Source organism: Pseudomonas kielensis, from assembly GCF_014236655.1.
Classification (GTDB): domain Bacteria; phylum Pseudomonadota; class Gammaproteobacteria; order Pseudomonadales; family Pseudomonadaceae; genus Aquipseudomonas; species Aquipseudomonas kielensis.
This window is the reverse complement of record NZ_JACMYG010000003.1, coordinates 80,464-100,224: the sequence shown is the minus strand read 5'-3', so window position 1 is coordinate 100,224 and position 19,761 is coordinate 80,464. Positions and strand designations below refer to the sequence as shown.

The following is a 19,761-nucleotide window of genomic DNA, read 5'->3' as shown; positions in this document are numbered from 1 at the left end:
AACAGGTTGCCAAACGGGAAATCACTGCTAGCGTTAGTTCTTTTTTCAGTCGCGGATAGCCCATGAAGTTAACGCCCGCAGTTATTGCTTTGACCCTAGACTCAGCCGATACCCGTGTCCACTGGTAGAACTGCTAGGTTTTCCACGGCCATTCAACTGATAAATTACCGTGAGACATTCGCTCAATGACACGCCTGGAAGAGGGCTGCACCGATGAACCACATCAAAACAATAACTTGTGGATTACTGCTCAGCAGCCAAATAATCCACGCACAACCTGCGCTGGCAGCCACTCAAGCAGTAGGCTCGATTGCGCTCATGGACAAAGACAAGTTCGAGTGCTTTATTCCCGTTCCGGCAGCAGGGGAAACAATAACCTACGACTTGGTATCCGCAGTTGTAATAACACCTCCACCACTTCCACCTCCACCACCTCCACCATGCCATCTCGTAGAAGCCAGAGAGTTCGGGCTTATCGGAATCCCTTCTGCTACTGAAATACTGTTTTCAGCAAACAAACTCTGCAACACACAACCGGGCGAAGAAGGAGAATTCTGGTTCAGATTTAAGACTATAAAAAACCCAACCACTTTGAACTATATAGAGATGGAGTACCTAAAAAGTTTTACCCCCCCAAACATCGTCGGCCCTGGCTTACAACTTATCGATCGTTTTTTGAAACCGGGCAATCCAGTCGTGCGCGATAAACTTGCGTGCGTACAAATCAAGACATCCGCAGCGCCACCGACCCCGTGACCGCCACTTCAACAGTCCCGGCACAAGCGTGCCCCTTCTTCAGCTTCCGCCCCCTGTGACCTCAGAGGTTCATCAACATGACCCTGTCCAGTTCCGTCCACTCACAAGCGTTCGGCTTCATGAGCTTCCTGCAAAACGGTGTAGACCCCCGAACCGGCCAATACACCCTGTCCGTCAGCTTCCCCGAACTCAAGAGCAACTGGCTGTGCGGCCCCGCCGTGCCATTGGCCCTGAGCTTCAACCCGATGAACATTCTCGACTCCGGCTTTGGCCTTGGCTGGAACCTCAATCTGAGCCAGTTCACCCCGCACAACAGCATTCTGGCCCTGTGCACCGGGGAAACCTTCAAGGTCACCGGCAGCGGCAGCGAACCGGCGATCCGGGAAAAGAAACTCGACACCTTCCATTTCTACAACAACCAGGACGGCACCTATCGCGTGGTGCATCGCTCAGGGTTGATCGAAATCCTGACCGTGGGCGGCAGTGGCGATAATCGGGTGGCCTTGCCCACTCGCCTCTACGCCCCCACTGGCCACTGTATCGACCTGACCTACGCAGTGTTCCGCGGCGGACAGCGCTTGCAATCGATCAGCGATGCCCAGGGCGAATTGGTGCGGATCAATCGCAGTGATTCCTCGGTGGACATCCTGATAAAACCCGGCAGTGGCGCCGACGGCGAGCCGTTGGCGCGTTATGAAATGGAGTTGAACGGCAAAGGCTGGGTGACCAAGATTGTCCTGCCGGGCGAGGAGAAACCCTCCTGGCGTTTCGACTACGGTAATGACCTGATCCGGGGCATACTTTGCCTGCACAAGGTCAACAGCCCACTCGGCGGCGTCGATACCATTGATTATCAGGACGATGGCCACCCCTTCTCCGACGGCGTCAACTTGCCCAAACTGCCACGGGTTACTCGCCATCGCACCGACCCCGGTTTTGGCCAGCCGATCATGGAAGTCATCTTCAGCTACACGTCGAGAAATTTTCTTGGGGCTGGCATTACGGTCAGCACCGAAGAGGGTATGGACTCGCTGTACAACGCGCCCCACGGGTACAGCTACGGCAGTACCGCCAGCCTGATGGCGGGCGGCAAGGTGGTGCGCCAGGTGGAGCGCACCTATAGCCGCTTTCACGCGATGACCGAAGAGAAAACCACCCAGGATCACTGTGTGAAACGGGAGGTGACCACCTACTATGCCCAAGACGTTCCCTTCGACCGGCAAGTGGCGCAATTTCAGTCCCCCAAACACCTCAAGACGTCCTGGGAAATGGACAACGATCCAACCCAGTACCGCGAAGAATCGAGCAGTACGGTATTTGATGAAAACGGCAACCTGCGTGAAGAGATCGAAGCCAGCGGCATCCGCACGCTACACACCTACTACCCCAAGGAAGCCAGCGACGGCTGCCCCGCCGACCCGCAAGGTTTTATCCGCAACCGCAAGGACAGCACGGTCATCCCCGCGCCCGTGACCCACAATGGCAAACTCGCCTCCACCCTGCGCACCCGCTTTCGCTACCGCACCCAGGAGCCGCTGCGGGGCAGTGGACTCGGGCAATGGTTGGTGAACGACAGCGAGTTGGTGCTGGAGTTGCAGGGCAATGACGAAATCCCCCTCAAGCACACGTTGCGTACCTGCATCGAAGCCGTGGACACCCCGTTCCTGCACGGTCGTCCCTTGACCCAGAGCGAAACCCTGAACGGCAAGACCAGCACCACCAGCTATGCCTACAACCGCTTCAACAGCACCCTGGCCAATGAAGAGGTGCTGGAAATCGTCGAGACCTTTGTAGGCTTCGATCACGTTGAAGGCAGTCATGATTCGCGCAAGGTCATCCGCCAGCAGCAGTCGCTGCTGTATGGCCTGCCCGTATTGAAGGACGACCTCAATGGTAACTACACCTTGACCGAGTACGACGCCTTGCATCGGGTGATCCGCGAGACTGTCGCTCCGGAGGTTGCCGAGTACCGGGCCACGCGCAATTACCGCTACACCCTGACAGCACTGGACGGGCAGCAAGCCAGCCAGGAGGTCGAAGACGCCAAGGGCCTGATCACCCGTACCCGCCTGGACGGCATCGGCCGTAGTGTCTATGAAGAGCAGCAATACGCCGTAGATGGCACACAGGCGACGCAGTTCCGCCAGACCTTTGCCGCAGAGTACGACGCGCTGGGCAACCTGGTCCGGCAAACCAGTCTCGACTGGCTCGCCGATCAACCGCTGACATTGCACAGCCGTTTCGAATATAGCCCGTGGGGCGATCAGTTGCGGGTGATTGGGCCTGACGGCACCGCCAGCGTCAGTGATCTGTCACCGTTCGGTAGCGACGGGCCGATAGAACGCACCTGGCGTGAAAGCGCCGGACAACCGACCCAGGTCAATCAATTGAGCGAAAGTCATTTCAATCGCTTTGGCAAGCTTGACCGGGTCACGCGGTTCGATGCCCAGCCCCTGAATGAGCACCTGCAGCAGGCACCGGGTCAAGGCCCAGTGCAGCAACAGGTCAAGGCGTTGTTGGCACGTCGCGCGCTGGCGACCGTCGGTTCCATCGAGTATGCCTACAACGGCTATGGCAACGGCCTCCAGCAACTGGAACGGGTTGATGACATGGAGTTCGCCACTGGCTATGAATACGATGTGTGGGAACGTATGTCGCGCACTACCTTGCCCGACGACACCCTCGTCAGCCGAACCTTTGCCGAGCACACCAGCGGGGATATGCCGACCAGCCTGAGCGTCAAGCCGGCCAACCAAGAGCTGCCTGAAGTCCACAGCGGCCAACAGACCTTCGACGGGCTGTTGCGACAAACCAGCTTGACGGTCGGCCCACGTCTGGAGCGCTATGAGTACGCACCCGGAAAAATGCAGGTCTGCCGGCGCATCACCCCGTCCAGCAAGCTCATCGACTATGAATACAACCTGCACCTGACCGACCAGCCCATCAGCATCAAGACCGCCGAAGGCGAGGCGCGCTTCGACTATGATCACACCACCGCGAGCCTGACCAACGCGGCCAATGACCAGGGGTTTTACCAGTATGCCTATACCCACCATGGCGATTTGCACAGCGAAACCTGGACCGACAGCGACAACGTTGAACACGAGACCGTCCAGCTCAGCTCATTGCAAGGACGGCCGATCAGCCGCCATCACACCAGCGTGCTAGAGACCGTCTATGCCTACGATGAGTTTGGCCGCCCCGAAAGCGCCACCCAGGGTTCACTACGGGCCGAATTCGAATACGACAACCTTGGTCAGACCCGGTGCATCACCACCCATAACCTGCAGAGCGCCACCACCCTGAAAACCGTGCTCAGCTACGACACCCTGGGTCGGGAAATCGAGCGTCAAATGACCCTCAACGGTCATCCCACACGGACCATCAGCCAGGTCTGGCAGGACGACGACCAGCTCAAAAGCCGGCACCTGCACATCGGCGCTCGCAGTCTGCTCAAGGAGGAGTTTGCCTACGACCCGCGCAAGCGTCTGATCCGCCATGCCTGCTCCGGCGAACAATTACCCAGGGACGCCTATGGCAACCCAATCACCAGTCAGACCTTTCGCTTCGATGCGCTGGATAACATCCAGCTTTGCCTGACAATCTTCGCCAATGGGCGCAATGACAGGGCGCAATTCACCTACGCCGACGACGATTCCTGCCAGTTGAAGGAAGTGACCCACACTTACGTCGAAGGCGGTTACAAGGCGCGGCAGGCCTTCGAGTACGACGCCGATGGCCATATGCTCAATGACGAACAGGGTCAGCGCCTGAACTACAACAGCCAGGGACGCCTGCTGTCGGTCAAGGACGCCGACAACGAGCAGACTCTAAGCACCTACCGCTACGACGGGCATAATCACCTGATTGGCGTACGCGAGGGCCTGCAGGAAGAAACCCTGCGCAACTACGAGGGGTACAGCCTGAGCCACACCCGCCAGGGCAGCGTCCACACCCAGTACCTGTTCCATGGCGACCTGCCATTGGCCGAACAGCAGCTGCACACCCACGACCGCACGCTGCTGCTGATGACCGATGCCAGCCCCAGCGTGATTGGCGAATGCCTGCAAGGCACACTGCACAGCATCGTCTACAGCGCCTATGGGCAACGCAGCGCCGAGGAGGAAGTAACCACTTTGCTGGCGTTCAACGGCGAGGTGCGCGAGGCCATCTGCGGCTGGTACCTGCTGGGCCGAGGCTATCGAGTGTACAACCCGGCCCTGTTGCGTTTTCACAGTCCCGACTCGTTCAGCCCGTTTGGTACTGGCGGGCCCAACCCCTATGTCTATTGCCAGGGTAACCCTATCGCCTTCCGCGACCCCAATGGACATCGAGCCATCAACAACAGGCGACCGATTGGACCAGGGTATGTAGATCCTATCGTAGAGCCCAAGAGACCGTGGTGGCAGAAGTGGTTGGCGGTGGCAGGGATGGTCATTTCCTTGATTGTGGCAGTGGCATTCACTCCATTCACAGGTGGCCTGTCATTGGGTTTGGTGGCGGGCGTCTTGGGGATATTGCTGAGCGTCGGCGCACTGGGTTTAGCGATCTGGGCCACTCTGGATGAGAACGAAGACGTGATGAGTATCGCCATGTGGGCCGGACTCGCGGGCAGCTTCGTCACCATTGGAGCGGGGCTGGTCACAAGAGCGATGGCGCACTTGGCGACGAAGGCAGCGGCGAAGGCAGCAGCGAGTCTCGCAGCGGGCGTGAAGACTGCTGCGGTAGCTGGGCTTGTTGCAGTTCCGGCAATCGCCGGGACTACCTATGCTATTCAGAGCGCAACGGCGTCGGTTCGATCGGCTGGCGCAGGCTCTGGTGTAATCGGTGGGTCAACTCGATCTATCGGTGTTGGCTCTGGCAGCGTGGGGTCATCCAGATCCAGGGCTAGCACAGGATCTGGTACTTCGCTTAATGGCCCGAGTCTCTCGGACATTCTGGACGGCAACCCCCACTCAGCAGTAAATCCAATCAGATCGCCAAGCCGGACCAGCAGCCTCAGTGGCAGTAGCGATGCTTCAGGGCCGATTGTTGAGCCAGTCACACCGGTTCGCAAGAATTGGACTGTCAAGAACCAAATTGGTTGGTACAAGGGGGTATTGGGTCGGGGCAAAGCCCTCAACACCGCTGACAATCGGCAACAAGGCTGGGGCCCTAATTACATTGATGCATTCAATGATTAATCAGTTGACCCACAGCAGCCACTCAGGCGCACCATGCTCCACACCTGAGCAGCCCTTTCTAAAACCCGGCCATTAGGTGGCCATCCAGTAAAAGGCTCCGCATCCAACGATGCGGGGCCTTTTGCATTCCAGCCCCAGCCATGCCCGCTGCCCCTGACCGGCTGCCCCATTCGCAATCACTTACACACGCCCCGCAAGACTGAGAGATCTCTCATATCCGCAGCCCTGTGGGCTTCCTAGAATCGCCGCCATCGAGACACCCGGTGTTCCTGACACCGCATTTTTCCAACAGCGCTACCTCGGCACTGTCTCGATCCTTCAATGCCTGGCGCGACCTAGACCAAAAGGATTCAAACCATGAAAAAATCTTTACTTGCCCTTTCGCTGGGCCTGAGTGCCAGCCTGCTCGGTGCCTCGGCGTTCGCCAGCAGCGGCACAGTCAAGTTCGAGGGCAAGGTCACCAGCAGCACCTGCCCGATTCAAATCGTCAACCCGGATGACGGCTCGGTCGGCGACCTGGTGAAAATGGGCAGCGTCGACGCCAGTCGCTTCACCGCCGTGGGCCAGGAACACAGCGGCAAGCGCTTTTCCTTGCGTGTCAGCGGTGGTGCGGGCTGCGCGATCACCGCGGGCAGCGTGGCCAATACCACCTTCAACGGCATACCCGACCCTAGCGGCAACTACTTCCAGGTCACCCCCGGGCTGGATGGCGCCAAAGGCGTGGTGATTTCCATGCGCGACCAACGCGGCGCCGCACTCGCACCGGGCGCGGCCTCCGCCGACTATGACCTGAACGTCGGCGCACCAACCGACCTGCAGTTCAACGCCTACTACCGCTCGACAGCCACCACGGTCACCGCGGGCGTGGCGTCGGCCGATATCCAGTTCGTTGTCGCCATCAACTGATCCCCGCTCCTGCCCCTTGTTCGCCGTGCTGAACAAGGGGTATCCACACGTGTCCTGGCTGGCGCTTTCAGCCAGGCCAAAGGTAAAGACCTATGTTCGGTTCGATCAAACAGGCGGCCGCTGTCCGCCCGACCCTTGCAGCCTGCATGACTGCGCTCATGCTCACCGCCTACCTCCCCGCCAGCCAAGCGGCCCTCACGCTCAATGGCACCCGTGTGGTGTTCGACAGTGACAAGCGCAGCGCTTCGATGATCGTCGCCAATCCCAGTGACCGCACCTTTGCGGTACAGACCTGGGTCAACACGGCCGCCGATGACACCCGCACTGCAGTCCCGTTCATCCCCTCCCCGCCCTTGTTCCGCCTCAATCCGGGCAAGGAACAGCACGTGCAGATCAACGGTCTGCCCAATACCCTGCCCACGGATCGCGAGTCGCTGTTTTACTTCAACGTCCAGGAGATTCCCCAGGCCAGTACCGAGCAAGGCAACGTCCTGAACATCGCCCTGCGCACCCGAATCAAACTGTTCTATCGACCGGCCGAACTCAAGGACAACCCCGTCGCGCGCCTCAAGGATCTGCAGTGGTCGATCACCCAGGCCGACGGCAAGACGCAATTGCGGGTCAACAACCCAACCCCCTTTCATGTCTCTTTCGCCCGCCTTGAAGTCAAGGGCCACGGTCAACAACAGGCTCTGCCCAACGCCCAGATGCTCGCCCCCCTGAGCACTCAGACCTACACCCTTGACGGCATCAAGCCGCACGCGGGATTGCAGGTGGAGTTCTCGACCATCAACGACTACGGCGGCTACACCCAGGCGCTGACCTTGCCGATTCAAACCGTCCCTTGAAACAGCATCGAACACGCTCACGGCCAGGAACCTGCCCATGACTCTATTGCCTGCACACCAACGGGCGCCCTTTCGATTGCGCGCGACCCACCTGCTGGTGACCGGCATCGGTATTGCCAGCCTGATGGATACCCGGCCTGCCATGGCCACTGTCGTTGAATTTCAATCCGGTTTCATGCGCCAGAACGCCGACCATGCCAGCGACGCCGGCGTGCTGGCGCTCAACGCCTTGACCCTGGGTAACGACCTGGGGCCGGGACGCTATGAGGTCGATATCCAGGTCAATCGGGTGTACTTCGGTCGCCGCGAACTCGAATTCGTGCTCAGCCCCGCAGGTGATCAACTCCAGCCCTGCCTGAGCGCCGAGCTGCTCAGCGAAATGGGCGTGCGCATCGACAGCCTGGCTGATCCGGCGCTGATGCAGTCTTCCTGTGTCGACCTGCTGGCGCTGATACCCGGTGCCCTGGTCGAATTCGATAGCAGCCAACTGCTCCTGAGTCTTTCGATCCCGCAGATTGCCATGCGCCGGGATGTCCTCGGTCAAGTCGACCCCGCACGCTGGGACCACGGCATCAATGCCGCCTTTGTCAACTATCAGGCCTCCGCGCAACAAGTCAGCAACCGCTATCGCGGCCGCCAGAACAGTGACGATCTGTACCTCAACAGCGGGATCAACCTGGGGGGCTGGCGCTTGCGCAGCAACCAGTCGTTGCGCCAGAACGCCGGCGAGAAGCGTGAGTGGAGCAGCGCCTACACCTACGCCCAGCGCGACCTGCCGGGCACCCTCGGCACGCTGACACTGGGTGAAGCGTTCACCAGCGGCGAAGTGTTCAAAAGCCTGCCGTTCAAGGGCGCGATGATTGCCACCGACCTGGGCATGCTGCCGGATGTCCTGCAAGGCTATTCCCCGATCATCCGGGGCGTAGCGCAAACCCGGGCGAAACTCGAAATCTTTCAGAACGGTTACCCGATCTACTCCACGTATGTCAGCGCCGGGCCGTACCAGATCGACGACCTCAGCACCAACGGTGGCAGCGGCGAACTGGAGATTGTCCTGACCGAGGCTGACGGCCAGGTCAGACGTTTCAGCCAATCCTTCTCCACCCTCAGCAATCTCCTGCGCGAGGGTGTCTGGCGTTACAGCAGTGCCCTGGGTCACTACAACGGCGCCTACGGGCTGGATGATCCGCTGTACTGGCAAGGCACCCTGGCGACAGGCATCGCCTGGAACTCGACCCTGTATGGCGGGGTGATCGCGAGCGACTTTTACCAGGCTGGCAATATCGGCGCATCCAGGGACCTGGGGCCATGGGGCGCACTGTCCCTGGACTTGACCCACTCCAGCGCCGTGGTCGACAGGCGCGACAGCCATAGCCTGGAGGGCATGAGCTATGCCCTGAAATACGGCAAGTCCTTTGCCTCCAAGACCAACCTGCGCTTTGCCGGCTATCGCTACTCCACCGAAGGCTATCGCGATTTTGATGAGGCCGTGCGCCAGCGCAGCCAGGACTCAGGCTGGCATGGCAGTCGACGCAGCCGCCTGGAGGCGTCGGTCTACCAGAACATCGGCCCTCGCAGTTCGCTGAGCTTGACCCTGTCCCACCAGGACTATTGGCAAAGCAGCGAAGTGCAGCGCCAGTACCAGCTCAATTTCAGCACTCACTACAAGCGCGTCGGCTACAACCTGTTCGCCTCGCAGTCACTCAACGACTCTCGCGCCAGTGACCGGCTGGTCGGCCTGAGCATCAGCATGCCCCTGGATTTCGGTCATTCGGCCAACGCCACCTTCGACCTCCAGAAAAGTGGCGAGCAGTTCAATCAACGGACAAGCCTGGGCGGCAGCCTCAATGACAGTCAACTGAGCTATCAGGCTGCCGTCAGCAACAATGACGCCCAGCAACGCTCGGCGGCCCTTTCCCTGGGTTATCAGGCCGCCTTTGGCAGCGTCGGCGCAGGCGTCACCCAAGGCAGCGACTATCGCAACCTATCGGTCAATGCCAGCGGTGCGCTGCTGGTGCATGAAGGTGGCATCGAACTGGGGCCGTACCTGGGAGAGACTGCGGCCCTGGTGGAGGTCCCGGACACCGCTGGCGTCGGCATCCAGAACGCAGCGGGGGCCAGGACCAATGAGCGCGGCTATGCCCTGGCACCGTATCTGCGCCCGTATCGGGTCAATCATCTGGAACTGAACACCGATCAATTGGGCCCCGAGGTGGAAATCGATAACGCTGCCGCGCAACTCGTGCCCCGGCGTGGCGCCGTGGTCAAGGCCAGCTTCGCAGCCCGCACGGTCACCCGCCTGGTGATCACCGGCCGAACGGCTGGCGGGCAGCTACTGCCTTTCGGCGCACAGTTGAAGGATCGCGAAGGCAACGTCATCGGCATGGTCGGTCAAGCCGGCCAGGTCATGCTGTCGACCGGCATGGAGGCGCAAACCCTCGATGTGCACTGGGGCGAACAAGCCATGGCGCAATGTCAGCTATCGATCGACCCGCAGAGCATGGAGCAAGCGCAAGGCTACCGCCTGCAGGCGCTGACGTGCCGCTGATCCTCATCTTGCCTCACTCACGCACCGCCCGCGCTGTTGCCGTGCGAGCCGTGCATTTCGGAGAGACCCCATGACACCATCCATCCGCAGCCTGATTACCGCCCTGGGCCTGGTTGCCAGTTGCCAGGCCTCATGGGTAATGGCAGACCCGTTCAACACCTGCGAATGGAGAACAGTCCCCGGGCCCATGACCCATTTCCAGGACGTGGGCACCGTTTACGTTCCACGGGACGCGCCCGTCGGCAGCATCATTGGTACCGAGCGCCTGTTTAAAAGAACCCACAACAACGAAGGACTGACCGCACGTTGCTATAACAACGGTGACGTTCGCCTGATCTTCAATGCCCAAGCCAGCGCACCACCGGCGGCGGGTATCTACGGTGGCCTGGCGCCCTTGAGTGTGCTGAGAACCAACATCCCGGGAGTGGGCGCGCTGTTCTCGCTGGGCTTCCCGTTCAATGGCAGCGCTTCAAACGCCTTTGTCCCCGACCATGGCGATACCACCGTGCCGTTCAATGCACACAACGCGCACAATGTCGGCGTGACATTCATCCATATATCCACGCTGGAGAGTCGCATCACCCTGATCAAGACCGGGCCCATCCCTCCCGGCCCGCAGACGTTCGACGGCACAGAACTGTTCAGTGGCCGCGTCACGGGTATCGCCGGCAAGGTCTTCACTGCCGGACTCGCCGGTACCGTGATCCAGGCCCATTGTGGCAGCAACACCGTCAGCGCCGACCCGGTACAACTCGGCGAATGGGATCAGCGAGACTTCACCAGCCCCGGCTACACCACTACCGCGATCCCGTTCAGCATTACCCTCAATGACTGCGAAGCGGATGCCAGCAACGCCAACATCGCCACTGCCACCATCCAGTTCGAGGACGCCAGTGCCGCGCCGGTACCGCCATCGGTGCCGGGCGTGTTCGGCCTGTCTCCTGACTCCACCGCCCAGGGCATCGGGATTCAGTTGCTTAAAAGAGATGGCACGACGCCCGTGGAGCTCAATACGCCAGTGCCACTGATACCGATCAGCGCCAGTGGAACGGTACTGGACTTTACCGCGCGCTTATACCAGACCGGGCCGAGCCGCGATGTCCGCCCCGGAGTTGCCAAGGGCGCGCTGAACTTCACGCTCACCTACCGCTAGCCGGAATCGGCCCTTTGCAGGGGGCCGACAACCCGTTGGCAGGTACCGGGCGGGCGCAAGGTCATTCCCGGGGCAACCCGAGGCACCAGAGCCGGGCGATATCCACTGCCCGCTCACGCAGCAGGCGCGGCGCCTCGCTGCACGCTTGCGCCAGGCTCATCGGCCCAGACGGCAAGGCAAAGGCGGCATCGACGCCATGTTGATACATCTGCTGGTAGCCCTCACCGAGGGTGCCGGCGATCACCACGACCGGCACGCCCTGCTGCCGGGCGACTCGCGCGACACCGAAGGGGGTTTTGCCGCGCAGGGTCTGCGCATCGAAACGCCCTTCGCCGGTGATCACCAAATCGGCACCGCGAATGGCATTCGCCAAGCCGACCAACTCCGCCACCACCTCCACGCCGGGACGAAACTGCGCCTGCAAAAACGCCTTGGCGGCAAATCCCAGGCCGCCAGCGGCACCGCTGCCGGGCTCATCGCGCACGTCCTTGTCCAGCACCTGCGCACACAGATCGGCGAAATGCCCAAGGGTCAGATCGAGTGCCTGCACCTGTTCGGGCGTCGCACCTTTCTGTGGACCGAAAATCGTTGAAGCTCCGTGAGGACCGCAGAGTGGATTGTTGACGTCGGCGGCGATTTCGAAACGGACCTGCGCCAGGCGCGGGTCCATTTCATTGAGTCCTATGTGGGCGAGGTCCTTGAGTGCGAGACCGCCATGGCGGATCGACTGCCCCTGTTGATCGAACAAGCCCACGCCCAACGCCTGCAGCGCACCGGCGCCGCCGTCGTTGGTGGCGCTGCCGCCGATGGCCAGGATGATGCGCTGCGCACCGGCATCGAGGGCTGCGCGAATCAGCTCACCGGTGCCGTAAGTGCTGCTGATGCAGGCATCGCGTTGTGCCAGTGGCACCAACTGCAGGCCACTGGCTTCGGCCATTTCGATGATTGCGGTCTGGCTCTGAGGCAGCCAGCCCCAGTGGGCATCGACCGGCTCGCCGAGCGGCCCTTGCACCCGGGTACGGCGCAACGCCCCCGCGCAGGCCACGAGAATCGCCTCGACCGTGCCTTCACCACCGTCGGCCATCGGGCATTTGACCATCTGCGCATCCGGCCAGACCTCGGCCAGCCCCAGGGCGATGGCATCGGCCACATCGATGGCACTCAGGCTGTCCTTGAACGAGTCGGGGGCGATGACGATCTTCATGGGGTTTCTCCGGTGGTTATGCAGAGCATGCTGCCAGTTGCCCCAGCCGATGACGCCAGTCCGCTGCACAAGGGTGGAGAGGGTTTATTGTTCATTTCTACAAAACCCAACGGTATAGCCTTGCGCCTACAGGTCTGCGCAGGGCTGGGGCAACAGTTGTACGCCCAGGTACAGCGCCAGCATGCCGTCCAGCCGCAGCGGGTCGACTCCGCTGAGTTCGGCTACCCGCTCCATGCGATAGCGCAGGCTGTTGCGGTGGATCCCCAGGGCATCGGCGCACGCCTGGCTCTGGCCGTCGTGCTCGCACCAACTGCGCAAGGTCGCCAGCAACTGGCCGTTGCTGTCCTTGGCGATGACCTTGCGTAAGGGGGTGAGTAGCTCATCGAGTGCATCATCGTTGCGATGGCGCCAGAGCATCACCGGCAGACGGTAGCGGTTGAGGGTCAGCAGGCGGCTGTGCGGTAGCACGTCACGTCCGTAGGCCAGCAAGTCACCGACCCGCCGATAGCAACGACGCAGGCCTTGCAGGCCATCGGCCTGACCTCCCACGGCAATGCGCTGGATGTTCCAGCCCAAACCGTCGAGTTTCTCCAGCAGCCGCGGGTTCTCCACCGGGTGGCTGGTCGGGCGGCACCACAACAACGAGGACTTGGCCGAACTCACGCACCAGCTGTCGGGGTAGCGCGAGCTCAGCCAGGCGCTCAAGGCTTCGGCGGTCTGGCTGTTGCCGTGCTCCAGGCCCAACTCGAACAGGTACGGGGTGCGCGCCAGTTGCGGCTTGAGCCCCATTTGCTGGGCTTCGTCGATCAACCGCGGCGAGTCCCCCGCCTCACTGAGCAATAGCGCCAGCAGATCATCGCAGCGCTGGCGGCGCCATTGCTGTTCGGCCTGTTGATTGCGCTGGGCCACCAGCATTTCGGCGGTCATGCGCACCAGTTCGGCGTAGGTGCGCAGTTGCTCGGGTTCACCGGTGATGCCGAGCACGCCGATCAGGCGCTGATCGAGCAGCAACGGCAGGTTGATCCCCGGCTGCACCCCCTTGAGGTGCACCGCGGTCTGGGCGTCGATTTCCACCACCCGACCGTTGGCCAGCACCAGTTGCGCACCTTCATGCCGGGTGTTGACCCGCTCCGGCTCGCCACTGCCCAGGATCAGCCCCTGGCTGTCCATGACGTTGACGTTGTAGGGCAGAATGGCCATCGCCCGGTCGACGATATCCTGGGCCAGGTCGTGATCAAGTTCGAACATGGGGCGTATTCCTGGAAAACCTGGGGCTGTGGTTGTTCACCCGCACAGGCGCTTGGCGTAATCGCTGTGCTCAGGCACAAAGACTTCCGCCAATGGGTGACCGAGACTCTTCAGGCGGTCACGTTACCCTCGCACCGCAAAAAATCATAATAAAGAGAGACCCGCCATGTCACAGAGCGCCGCTGCCACCCTGGCCACCGATGACGATAAAAACGCCGTCTACAAGCGCATTACCCTGCGCCTGATCCCCTTCATTTTCATCTGCTACCTGTTCAACTACCTGGACCGGGTCAACGTTGGCTTCGCCAAACTGCAGATGCTCGATGCACTGAAATTCAGCGAAACCGTGTACGGCCTCGGGGCCGGGATATTTTTCATCGGTTACGTGCTGTGCGGCGTGCCGAGCAACCTGGCGCTGACCCGCTTCGGCCCACGGCGCTGGATCGCGCTGATGATGATCACCTGGGGCACGTTGTCCACCTGCCTGCTGTTCGTCACCACGCCCACCGAGTTCTACACCCTGCGCCTGTTCACCGGTGCCGCCGAGGCCGGGTTCTTCCCCGGCGTGGTGCTGTACCTGTCGCAGTGGTTCCCGACGTTCCGCCGTGGCCGCATCATGGCGCTGTTCATGTCGGCGATCCCGGTCTCGGGCCTGCTGGGCAGCCCGTTTTCCGGCTGGATTCTCAACCACTTCGCCGCGGGTCAAGGTGGCCTCGCCGGCTGGCAGTGGATGTTCCTGCTGCAGGGCATCCCCACGGTGATCCTCGGGGCACTGGCGTACTTCCTGCTCAGCGATAACTTTGCCAGCGCCAAATGGCTCAAGCCGCACGAGCGCGCGGTACTCGAGGCCGACCAGGCAATTGATCGCGCCAACAAGCCGAAGACGGCCACCGACTCGCTGCTGGCGGTGTTCAAGAACCCGGCGATCTGGGCCTTCGGCCTGATTTACTTCTGCATTCAGAGTGGCGTGTACGCGATCAACTTCTGGTTGCCGTCGATCATCAAGAACCTCGGTTTCAGCGACAACCTGGTGATCGGCTGGCTCAGTGCGATTCCTTACCTGCTGGCGGCGGTGTTCATGCTGCTCGTCGGACGCTCAGCGGACCTGCACAAGGAGCGTCGCTGGCACCTGGTGGTACCGATGCTGATGGGCGCGCTGGGCTTGCTGATCGCGGTCAACTTTGCCGCGCACCCGGCCATCGCCATTCTCGGTTTGACCATCGCCACCATGGGCGCACTCACCGGCCTGCCGATGTTCTGGCCGGTGCCCACCGCCATGCTCAGCGCCGGTGCCGCCGCCGGTGGCCTGGCGCTGATCAACTCCATGGGCCAGATGGCCGGCTTCCTCAGCCCGTACCTGGTGGGCTGGGTCAAGGACGCCAGCGGCTCCACCGATGCGGCGCTGTATGTGCTGGCGGCGGTGATTGTCGGCGGCAGCCTGCTGGCGTTGCGCATGACCCGCACGTTGCGCGTCTGACCTGATCCACGGTGGGTGCGGGTCGGCCCGTCCCCACCTCTGGATAATTGCGGTTGCCCACATCGCCCTTCTGGTATTTGATTGAGCCTTTCCCACGGGTAAAAGGAATTCGTCATGAGCTACCGCACACTGGGCCACTCCGGACTGCAAGTGTCCACGCTGACCCTGGGCACCATGATGTTTGGCGAGCAGACCAGCACCGAAGACGCGTTGCGAATCATCGACAAGGCCTGGGACCAGGGCATCAATTTCATCGACACCGCCGACGTCTACACCCAGGGTCGCTCCGAGGAAATCGTCGGCGAGGCGATTGCCGGCAACCGGCATGAGTGGGTGGTGGCGTCCAAGGTTGGCTTTGGCCCGGTGGACGGCCTGCCGAATCGCAGCGGCCTGAGCCGCAAGCACATTTTCAACGGGATCGATGCCAGCCTGACCCGCCTGGACACCGACTACCTGGACATCTATTACCTGCACCGCGAAGACCACAACACCCCGCTGCACGTGACGGTGTCGGCCATGGGCGACCTGATTCGCCAGGGCAAGATCCGTTACTGGGGCCTGTCCAATTATCGGGGCTGGCGCATCGCCGAGGTGATTCGCGTCGCCGAGCAATTGGGCGTCGACCGGCCGGTGATCAGCCAGCCGTTGTACAACATCGTCAACCGCCAGGCCGAAACCGAACAGATCACCGCCGCCAACGCCTACGGCCTTGGTGTCGTGCCCTACAGCCCGCTGGCCCGTGGCGTGCTCAGTGGCAAGTACGCGCCCGACACCCGCCCCGACGCCAACAGCCGCGCCGGCCGCCAGGACAAGCGCATCCTGGAGACCGAATGGCGGGTCGAGTCACTGCGCATCGCCCAGCAGATCCAGGCGTACACCCAGCAGCGCGGTGTCGGCATGGTCGAGTTCGCCATCGCCTGGGTGCTGAACAACGCCGCGGTCACCTCGGCCATCGTCGGCCCACGCACCGAGGAGCAGTGGGACGCCTACACCAAGGCGCAGGACGTGAAGATCAGCGCCGAGGACGAAGCCTTCATCGATTCACTGGTAACGCCGGGGCATGCCTCGACACCGGGGTTCAACGATGTGAGCCATTTTGTCTCGGGGCGCACGGCACTGAGTCGCTGAAGCCATTGGAGCGATGTTCGTCGCTCAAACCACGTATCCTTCTCTGTTTATGCTCAGTGTCGCGAGGACAGCTTGTCTAAAGGAATTGCTCTATCGGTGTCGGCCTCGGTGCTGTTTGCCGTCATGTACTTCTACACCTCACTGCTGTCGCCCCTGGACGGTGTGGAAATTTTCGGCTGGCGCATGCTGCTGACCGTGCCGTGCATGACCGTGTTCATGCTGGTATCCGGGGAGTGGCAACGGGTGCTGGAGATCCTGCGGCGGCTGGCGGCCAAACCGCTGCTGGTCGGTGGCTTGCTGGTGTCTTCCGCCCTGCTCGGCGTGCAGCTGTGGCTGTTCATGTGGGCACCGTTGAACGGCCATAGCCTGGATGTGTCCCTGGGGTATTTCCTGCTGCCACTGACCATGGTGCTGACCGGGCGTATCGTCTACGGCGAGCGCCTGTCATACCTGCAGAAGATTGCCGCGAGCCTGGCGACCCTGGGCGTGCTCAATGAGTTGTACCAGGTGGGCAGTTTTTCCTGGGCGACCTTGCTGGTGGCCATCGGTTACCCGACTTACTTCGTGCTGCGCCGACGCCTGGCGGCCGACAACCTCGGCGGCCTGTGGCTGGACATGGCGCTGCTGTTGCCGGTGGCGTACTGGTTCGTGCACAACGGCGCACAAGGCTTCGGCGTGTTCGACCAGCACCCTTGGCTGACGCTGCTGATTCCCGTGCTCGGGATCATCAGTGCCTCGGCCCTGGTGGTCTATATCATTGCCAGCCGACTGCTACCGTTCAGCCTGTTCGGGCTGCTCAGCTATGTCGAGCCGGTGCTGTTGCTGGGGGTGGCGCTGTTGCTGGGGGAAAGCATCAAGGCGGGGGAATGGCTGACCTACATCCCGATCTGGCTGGCGGTGCTGGTATTGGTGTTCGAGGGGTTCAAGCACCTGGTTCGCCAACGTAGACCTTAAGCACACGCAAAACAAATGTGGGAGCAAGCGGAGCGCCGCCCGGCTCGCTCCCACAGTTTTTATCGGTGTAACGGCTTAGTCGGTGGTCAACACACCACGACGCACCTGGTCACGCTCGATCGACTCGAACAGTGCCTTGAAGTTGCCTTCACCAAAACCATCGTCGCCTTTACGCTGGATGAATTCGAAGAACACCGGGCCCATCAGGGTTTCCGAGAAGATCTGCAGCAGCAGGCGCTTGTCGCCGGCCTCGGACGAACCGTCCAGCAGGATCCCACGGGCCTGCAACTCGCCTACCGGCTCGCCGTGGTTCGGCAGACGGCCTTCGAGCATTTCATAGTAGGTGTCCGGCGGCGCAGTCATGAAGCGCATGCCGATGCTTTTCAGGTGATCCCAGGTCTTGATCAGGTCATCGGCCAGGAAGGCAACGTGCTGGATACCCTCGCCGTTGAACTGCATCAGGAACTCTTCGATCTGCCCGGCACCCTTGGACGACTCTTCGTTCAGCGGGATGCGGATCATGCCGTCGGGGGCGGTCATGGCCTTGGAGGTCAGGCCGGTGTATTCGCCCTTGATGTCGAAGTAGCGAATCTCGCGGAAGTTGAACAGCTTCTCGTAGAAGTTCGCCCAGTAGGCCATGCGGCCGCGGTAAACGTTGTGGGTCAGGTGGTCGATGATCTTCAGGCCGGCACCGACCGGGTTGCGATCGACTCCTTCGATGAACACGAAGTCGATGTCGTAGATCGAGCTGCCTTCACCAAAACGGTCGATCAGGTACAGCGGCGCGCCGCCGATGCCCTTGATGGCCGGCAGGTTCAGCTCCATCGGGCCGGTCTCGATGTGGATCGGCTGGGCGCCGAGTTCCAGGGCGCGGTTGTAGGCCAGTTGCGAGTCCTTGACGCGGAACGCCATGCCACACACCGACGGACCGTGCTCGGCGGCGAAGTACGACGCCACGCTGTTGGGTTCGTTGTTGAGGATCAGGTTGATCGAGCCCTGGCGATACAGGTGCACGTTCTTGGAACGGTGGGTCGCGACCTTGGTGAAGCCCATGATCTCGAAGATCGGCTCCAGGGTGTTCGGGGTTGGCGATGCGAATTCGATGAACTCGAAGCCCATCAGGCCCATTGGGTTTTCGTATAAATCTGCCATGGTTGACGCCTCATCATGCTTTTATTAATTAACGGATCGTTAGTCGTGAGCACTGCTGAGAGGCGCGGGTGGCGCGCAGGAGATGCCTCGCACACTGCGGGCGAGAAAATCACCGTAGATCAATTGGAACCCAAATATCTTCATGGTCGACCCAAGGCTTTTGTGGGCGAGGCTTCTGCTGCCAGAAGACTTATTCTTATATGCGTAAACCGATTCTACACAGCGTAAAACAATTTGTCCGCCTTCTCTATAAAATCCGCCTTTTTCCCGTCGCTGCAAAGGCTTTGTTGCACAGGTAGATGCCCAGCAGGATAACCGCTCCCCCCAGGTACATCGTGCCCGTCATCTGTTCGCCCAGCAGCAGCGCGCCGAGGATCACTGCGGTCAGCGGGTTCAACGCGATGAACACTCCGGTGCGGGTGGCGCCGATCCGGCGAATACCATCGTAGTACCAGATGTAGGCCAGCGCCGACCCCAGCACACCCAGGTACAACAGGCTGATCACTTGTCCCGGGCGCAACTGCGCAAGAAGCTGCCACTGGAGTTCACCGCGCACTGCGCAGGTCAGCCATAGCATCAAGGTGCCCAGGACCACCGAGTACGTCACGGTGTGCAGCGGGCCCAGTGCCTGGTTCAGGTTTCTGGAGAACAACGAATAGATGCCCCAGCCCAGCACGCAGCCCAGAAGCAACAGATCTGCAAACCATGCCCCGCCGGCGAACACTGACTGATCGCCACTGACGATCACCAGTCCCGCTCCCCCGAGACACAGGAGGATGCCGACGATCTTGCTGGTATTGAGGCGCTCCTTGAACAGCAACCAGGAGGCCAGCCCGATCACTGCCGGGTTCAAGGCGACAATCAACGATGCGCGGGAGGCGTGGATGTACTGCAGGCCGTAAAAGAAACACAGGTTGTAGAAGTAGATGCCGAAGAACCCCAGCAGCCCCAATTGCAGCCATTGCCGACCGGTCGGCCGAGCCAGGGGGATGCGGGCCAGCCCCATGAACAGCAACAACGCCAGGCTCGCCAGCGCAAAGCGCAGGCTCGCGGCGAACAACGGACTCAGCGAACCCGCCAGGTAACGCCCGGCGACGAAGGTCCCGCCCCAGAGCATGGTGACGCTGGCGAGCTTCAGGTAAATCGGGACATCCGAAGCGCGCCCATCACTCGGGACAAGACTTTTCATGCAGGCTCCTGGGAC

At 61.2% G+C, this 19,761-nt stretch carries 13 protein-coding genes; 9 read left to right on the top strand and 4 right to left on the bottom strand.

Annotated elements, in window-relative coordinates; translation table 11 throughout:
- Window positions 1-213: 213 nt before the first annotated feature.
- The 6 genes from H7995_RS03805 to H7995_RS03780 all read left to right on the top strand — a co-directional run bounded on the left by H7995_RS03805 (window position 214) and on the right by H7995_RS03780 (window position 11,394).
- A complete protein-coding gene (locus H7995_RS03805) occupies window positions 214-756 on the top strand; it encodes a hypothetical protein (RefSeq protein ID WP_185818017.1) in 543 nt (180 codons plus the stop codon).
- Window positions 757-833: 77 nt separating this feature from the next.
- Entirely contained in the window at window positions 834-5,939 is a 5,106-nt protein-coding gene (locus H7995_RS03800; RefSeq protein WP_185818016.1) for an RHS repeat-associated core domain-containing protein, read from the top strand.
- A gap of 357 nt (window positions 5,940-6,296) precedes the next feature.
- Window positions 6,297-6,845 (top strand): fimbrial protein, encoded by a 549-nt coding sequence (locus H7995_RS03795; protein ID WP_185818015.1) that lies wholly within the window; start codon window positions 6,297-6,299, stop codon window positions 6,843-6,845.
- Between the two features lie 92 nt (window positions 6,846-6,937).
- Window positions 6,938-7,693, top strand: coding sequence for a fimbrial biogenesis chaperone (locus tag H7995_RS03790; RefSeq protein ID WP_166592782.1), 756 nt, complete (start codon window positions 6,938-6,940; stop codon window positions 7,691-7,693).
- A gap of 37 nt (window positions 7,694-7,730) precedes the next feature.
- Entirely contained in the window at window positions 7,731-10,241 is a 2,511-nt protein-coding gene (locus H7995_RS03785) for a fimbria/pilus outer membrane usher protein (protein WP_185818014.1), read from the top strand.
- A 70-nt stretch (window positions 10,242-10,311) separates the two neighbouring features.
- Window positions 10,312-11,394 carry a fimbrial protein gene (locus tag H7995_RS03780; RefSeq protein WP_166592780.1) on the top strand — a complete coding sequence of 361 codons (1,083 nt, stop codon included), beginning with the start codon at window positions 10,312-10,314 and terminating at the stop codon, window positions 11,392-11,394.
- A gap of 61 nt (window positions 11,395-11,455) precedes the next feature.
- On the opposite strand, the gene H7995_RS03775 is transcribed toward H7995_RS03780, so the two are convergent.
- Both H7995_RS03775 and H7995_RS03770 read right to left on the bottom strand, forming a co-directional pair.
- Window positions 11,456-12,598, bottom strand: coding sequence for a glycerate kinase (locus H7995_RS03775; protein WP_166592779.1), 1,143 nt, complete (start codon window positions 12,596-12,598; stop codon window positions 11,456-11,458).
- Window positions 12,599-12,724: 126 nt separating this feature from the next.
- Entirely contained in the window at window positions 12,725-13,846 is a 1,122-nt protein-coding gene (locus H7995_RS03770) for a sugar diacid recognition domain-containing protein (RefSeq protein WP_185818013.1), read from the bottom strand.
- A gap of 166 nt (window positions 13,847-14,012) precedes the next feature.
- Between H7995_RS03770 and H7995_RS03765 the strand changes: the two genes are divergently transcribed.
- From H7995_RS03765 to rarD, 3 genes are all read left to right on the top strand, one after another.
- On the top strand, window positions 14,013-15,323 hold the full coding sequence (locus H7995_RS03765) for an MFS transporter (protein WP_166592777.1): 1,311 nt from the start codon (window positions 14,013-14,015) through the stop codon (window positions 15,321-15,323).
- A 114-nt stretch (window positions 15,324-15,437) separates the two neighbouring features.
- Window positions 15,438-16,451 carry an aldo/keto reductase gene (locus tag H7995_RS03760; protein ID WP_166592776.1) on the top strand — a complete coding sequence of 338 codons (1,014 nt, stop codon included), beginning with the start codon at window positions 15,438-15,440 and terminating at the stop codon, window positions 16,449-16,451.
- A gap of 72 nt (window positions 16,452-16,523) precedes the next feature.
- Window positions 16,524-17,405 carry an EamA family transporter RarD gene (rarD, locus tag H7995_RS03755; RefSeq protein ID WP_166592775.1) on the top strand — a complete coding sequence of 294 codons (882 nt, stop codon included), beginning with the start codon at window positions 16,524-16,526 and terminating at the stop codon, window positions 17,403-17,405.
- A gap of 75 nt (window positions 17,406-17,480) precedes the next feature.
- On the opposite strand, the gene hppD is transcribed toward rarD, so the two are convergent.
- The gene (hppD, locus tag H7995_RS03750) at window positions 17,481-18,557 is read right to left on the bottom strand and encodes a 4-hydroxyphenylpyruvate dioxygenase (protein ID WP_166592774.1); all 1,077 of its coding nucleotides are present in this window, start codon (window positions 18,555-18,557) and stop codon (window positions 17,481-17,483) included.
- A 247-nt stretch (window positions 18,558-18,804) separates the two neighbouring features.
- Entirely contained in the window at window positions 18,805-19,746 is a 942-nt protein-coding gene (locus H7995_RS03745; protein WP_185818012.1) for a DMT family transporter, read from the bottom strand.
- Window positions 19,747-19,761 lie beyond the last annotated feature (15 nt).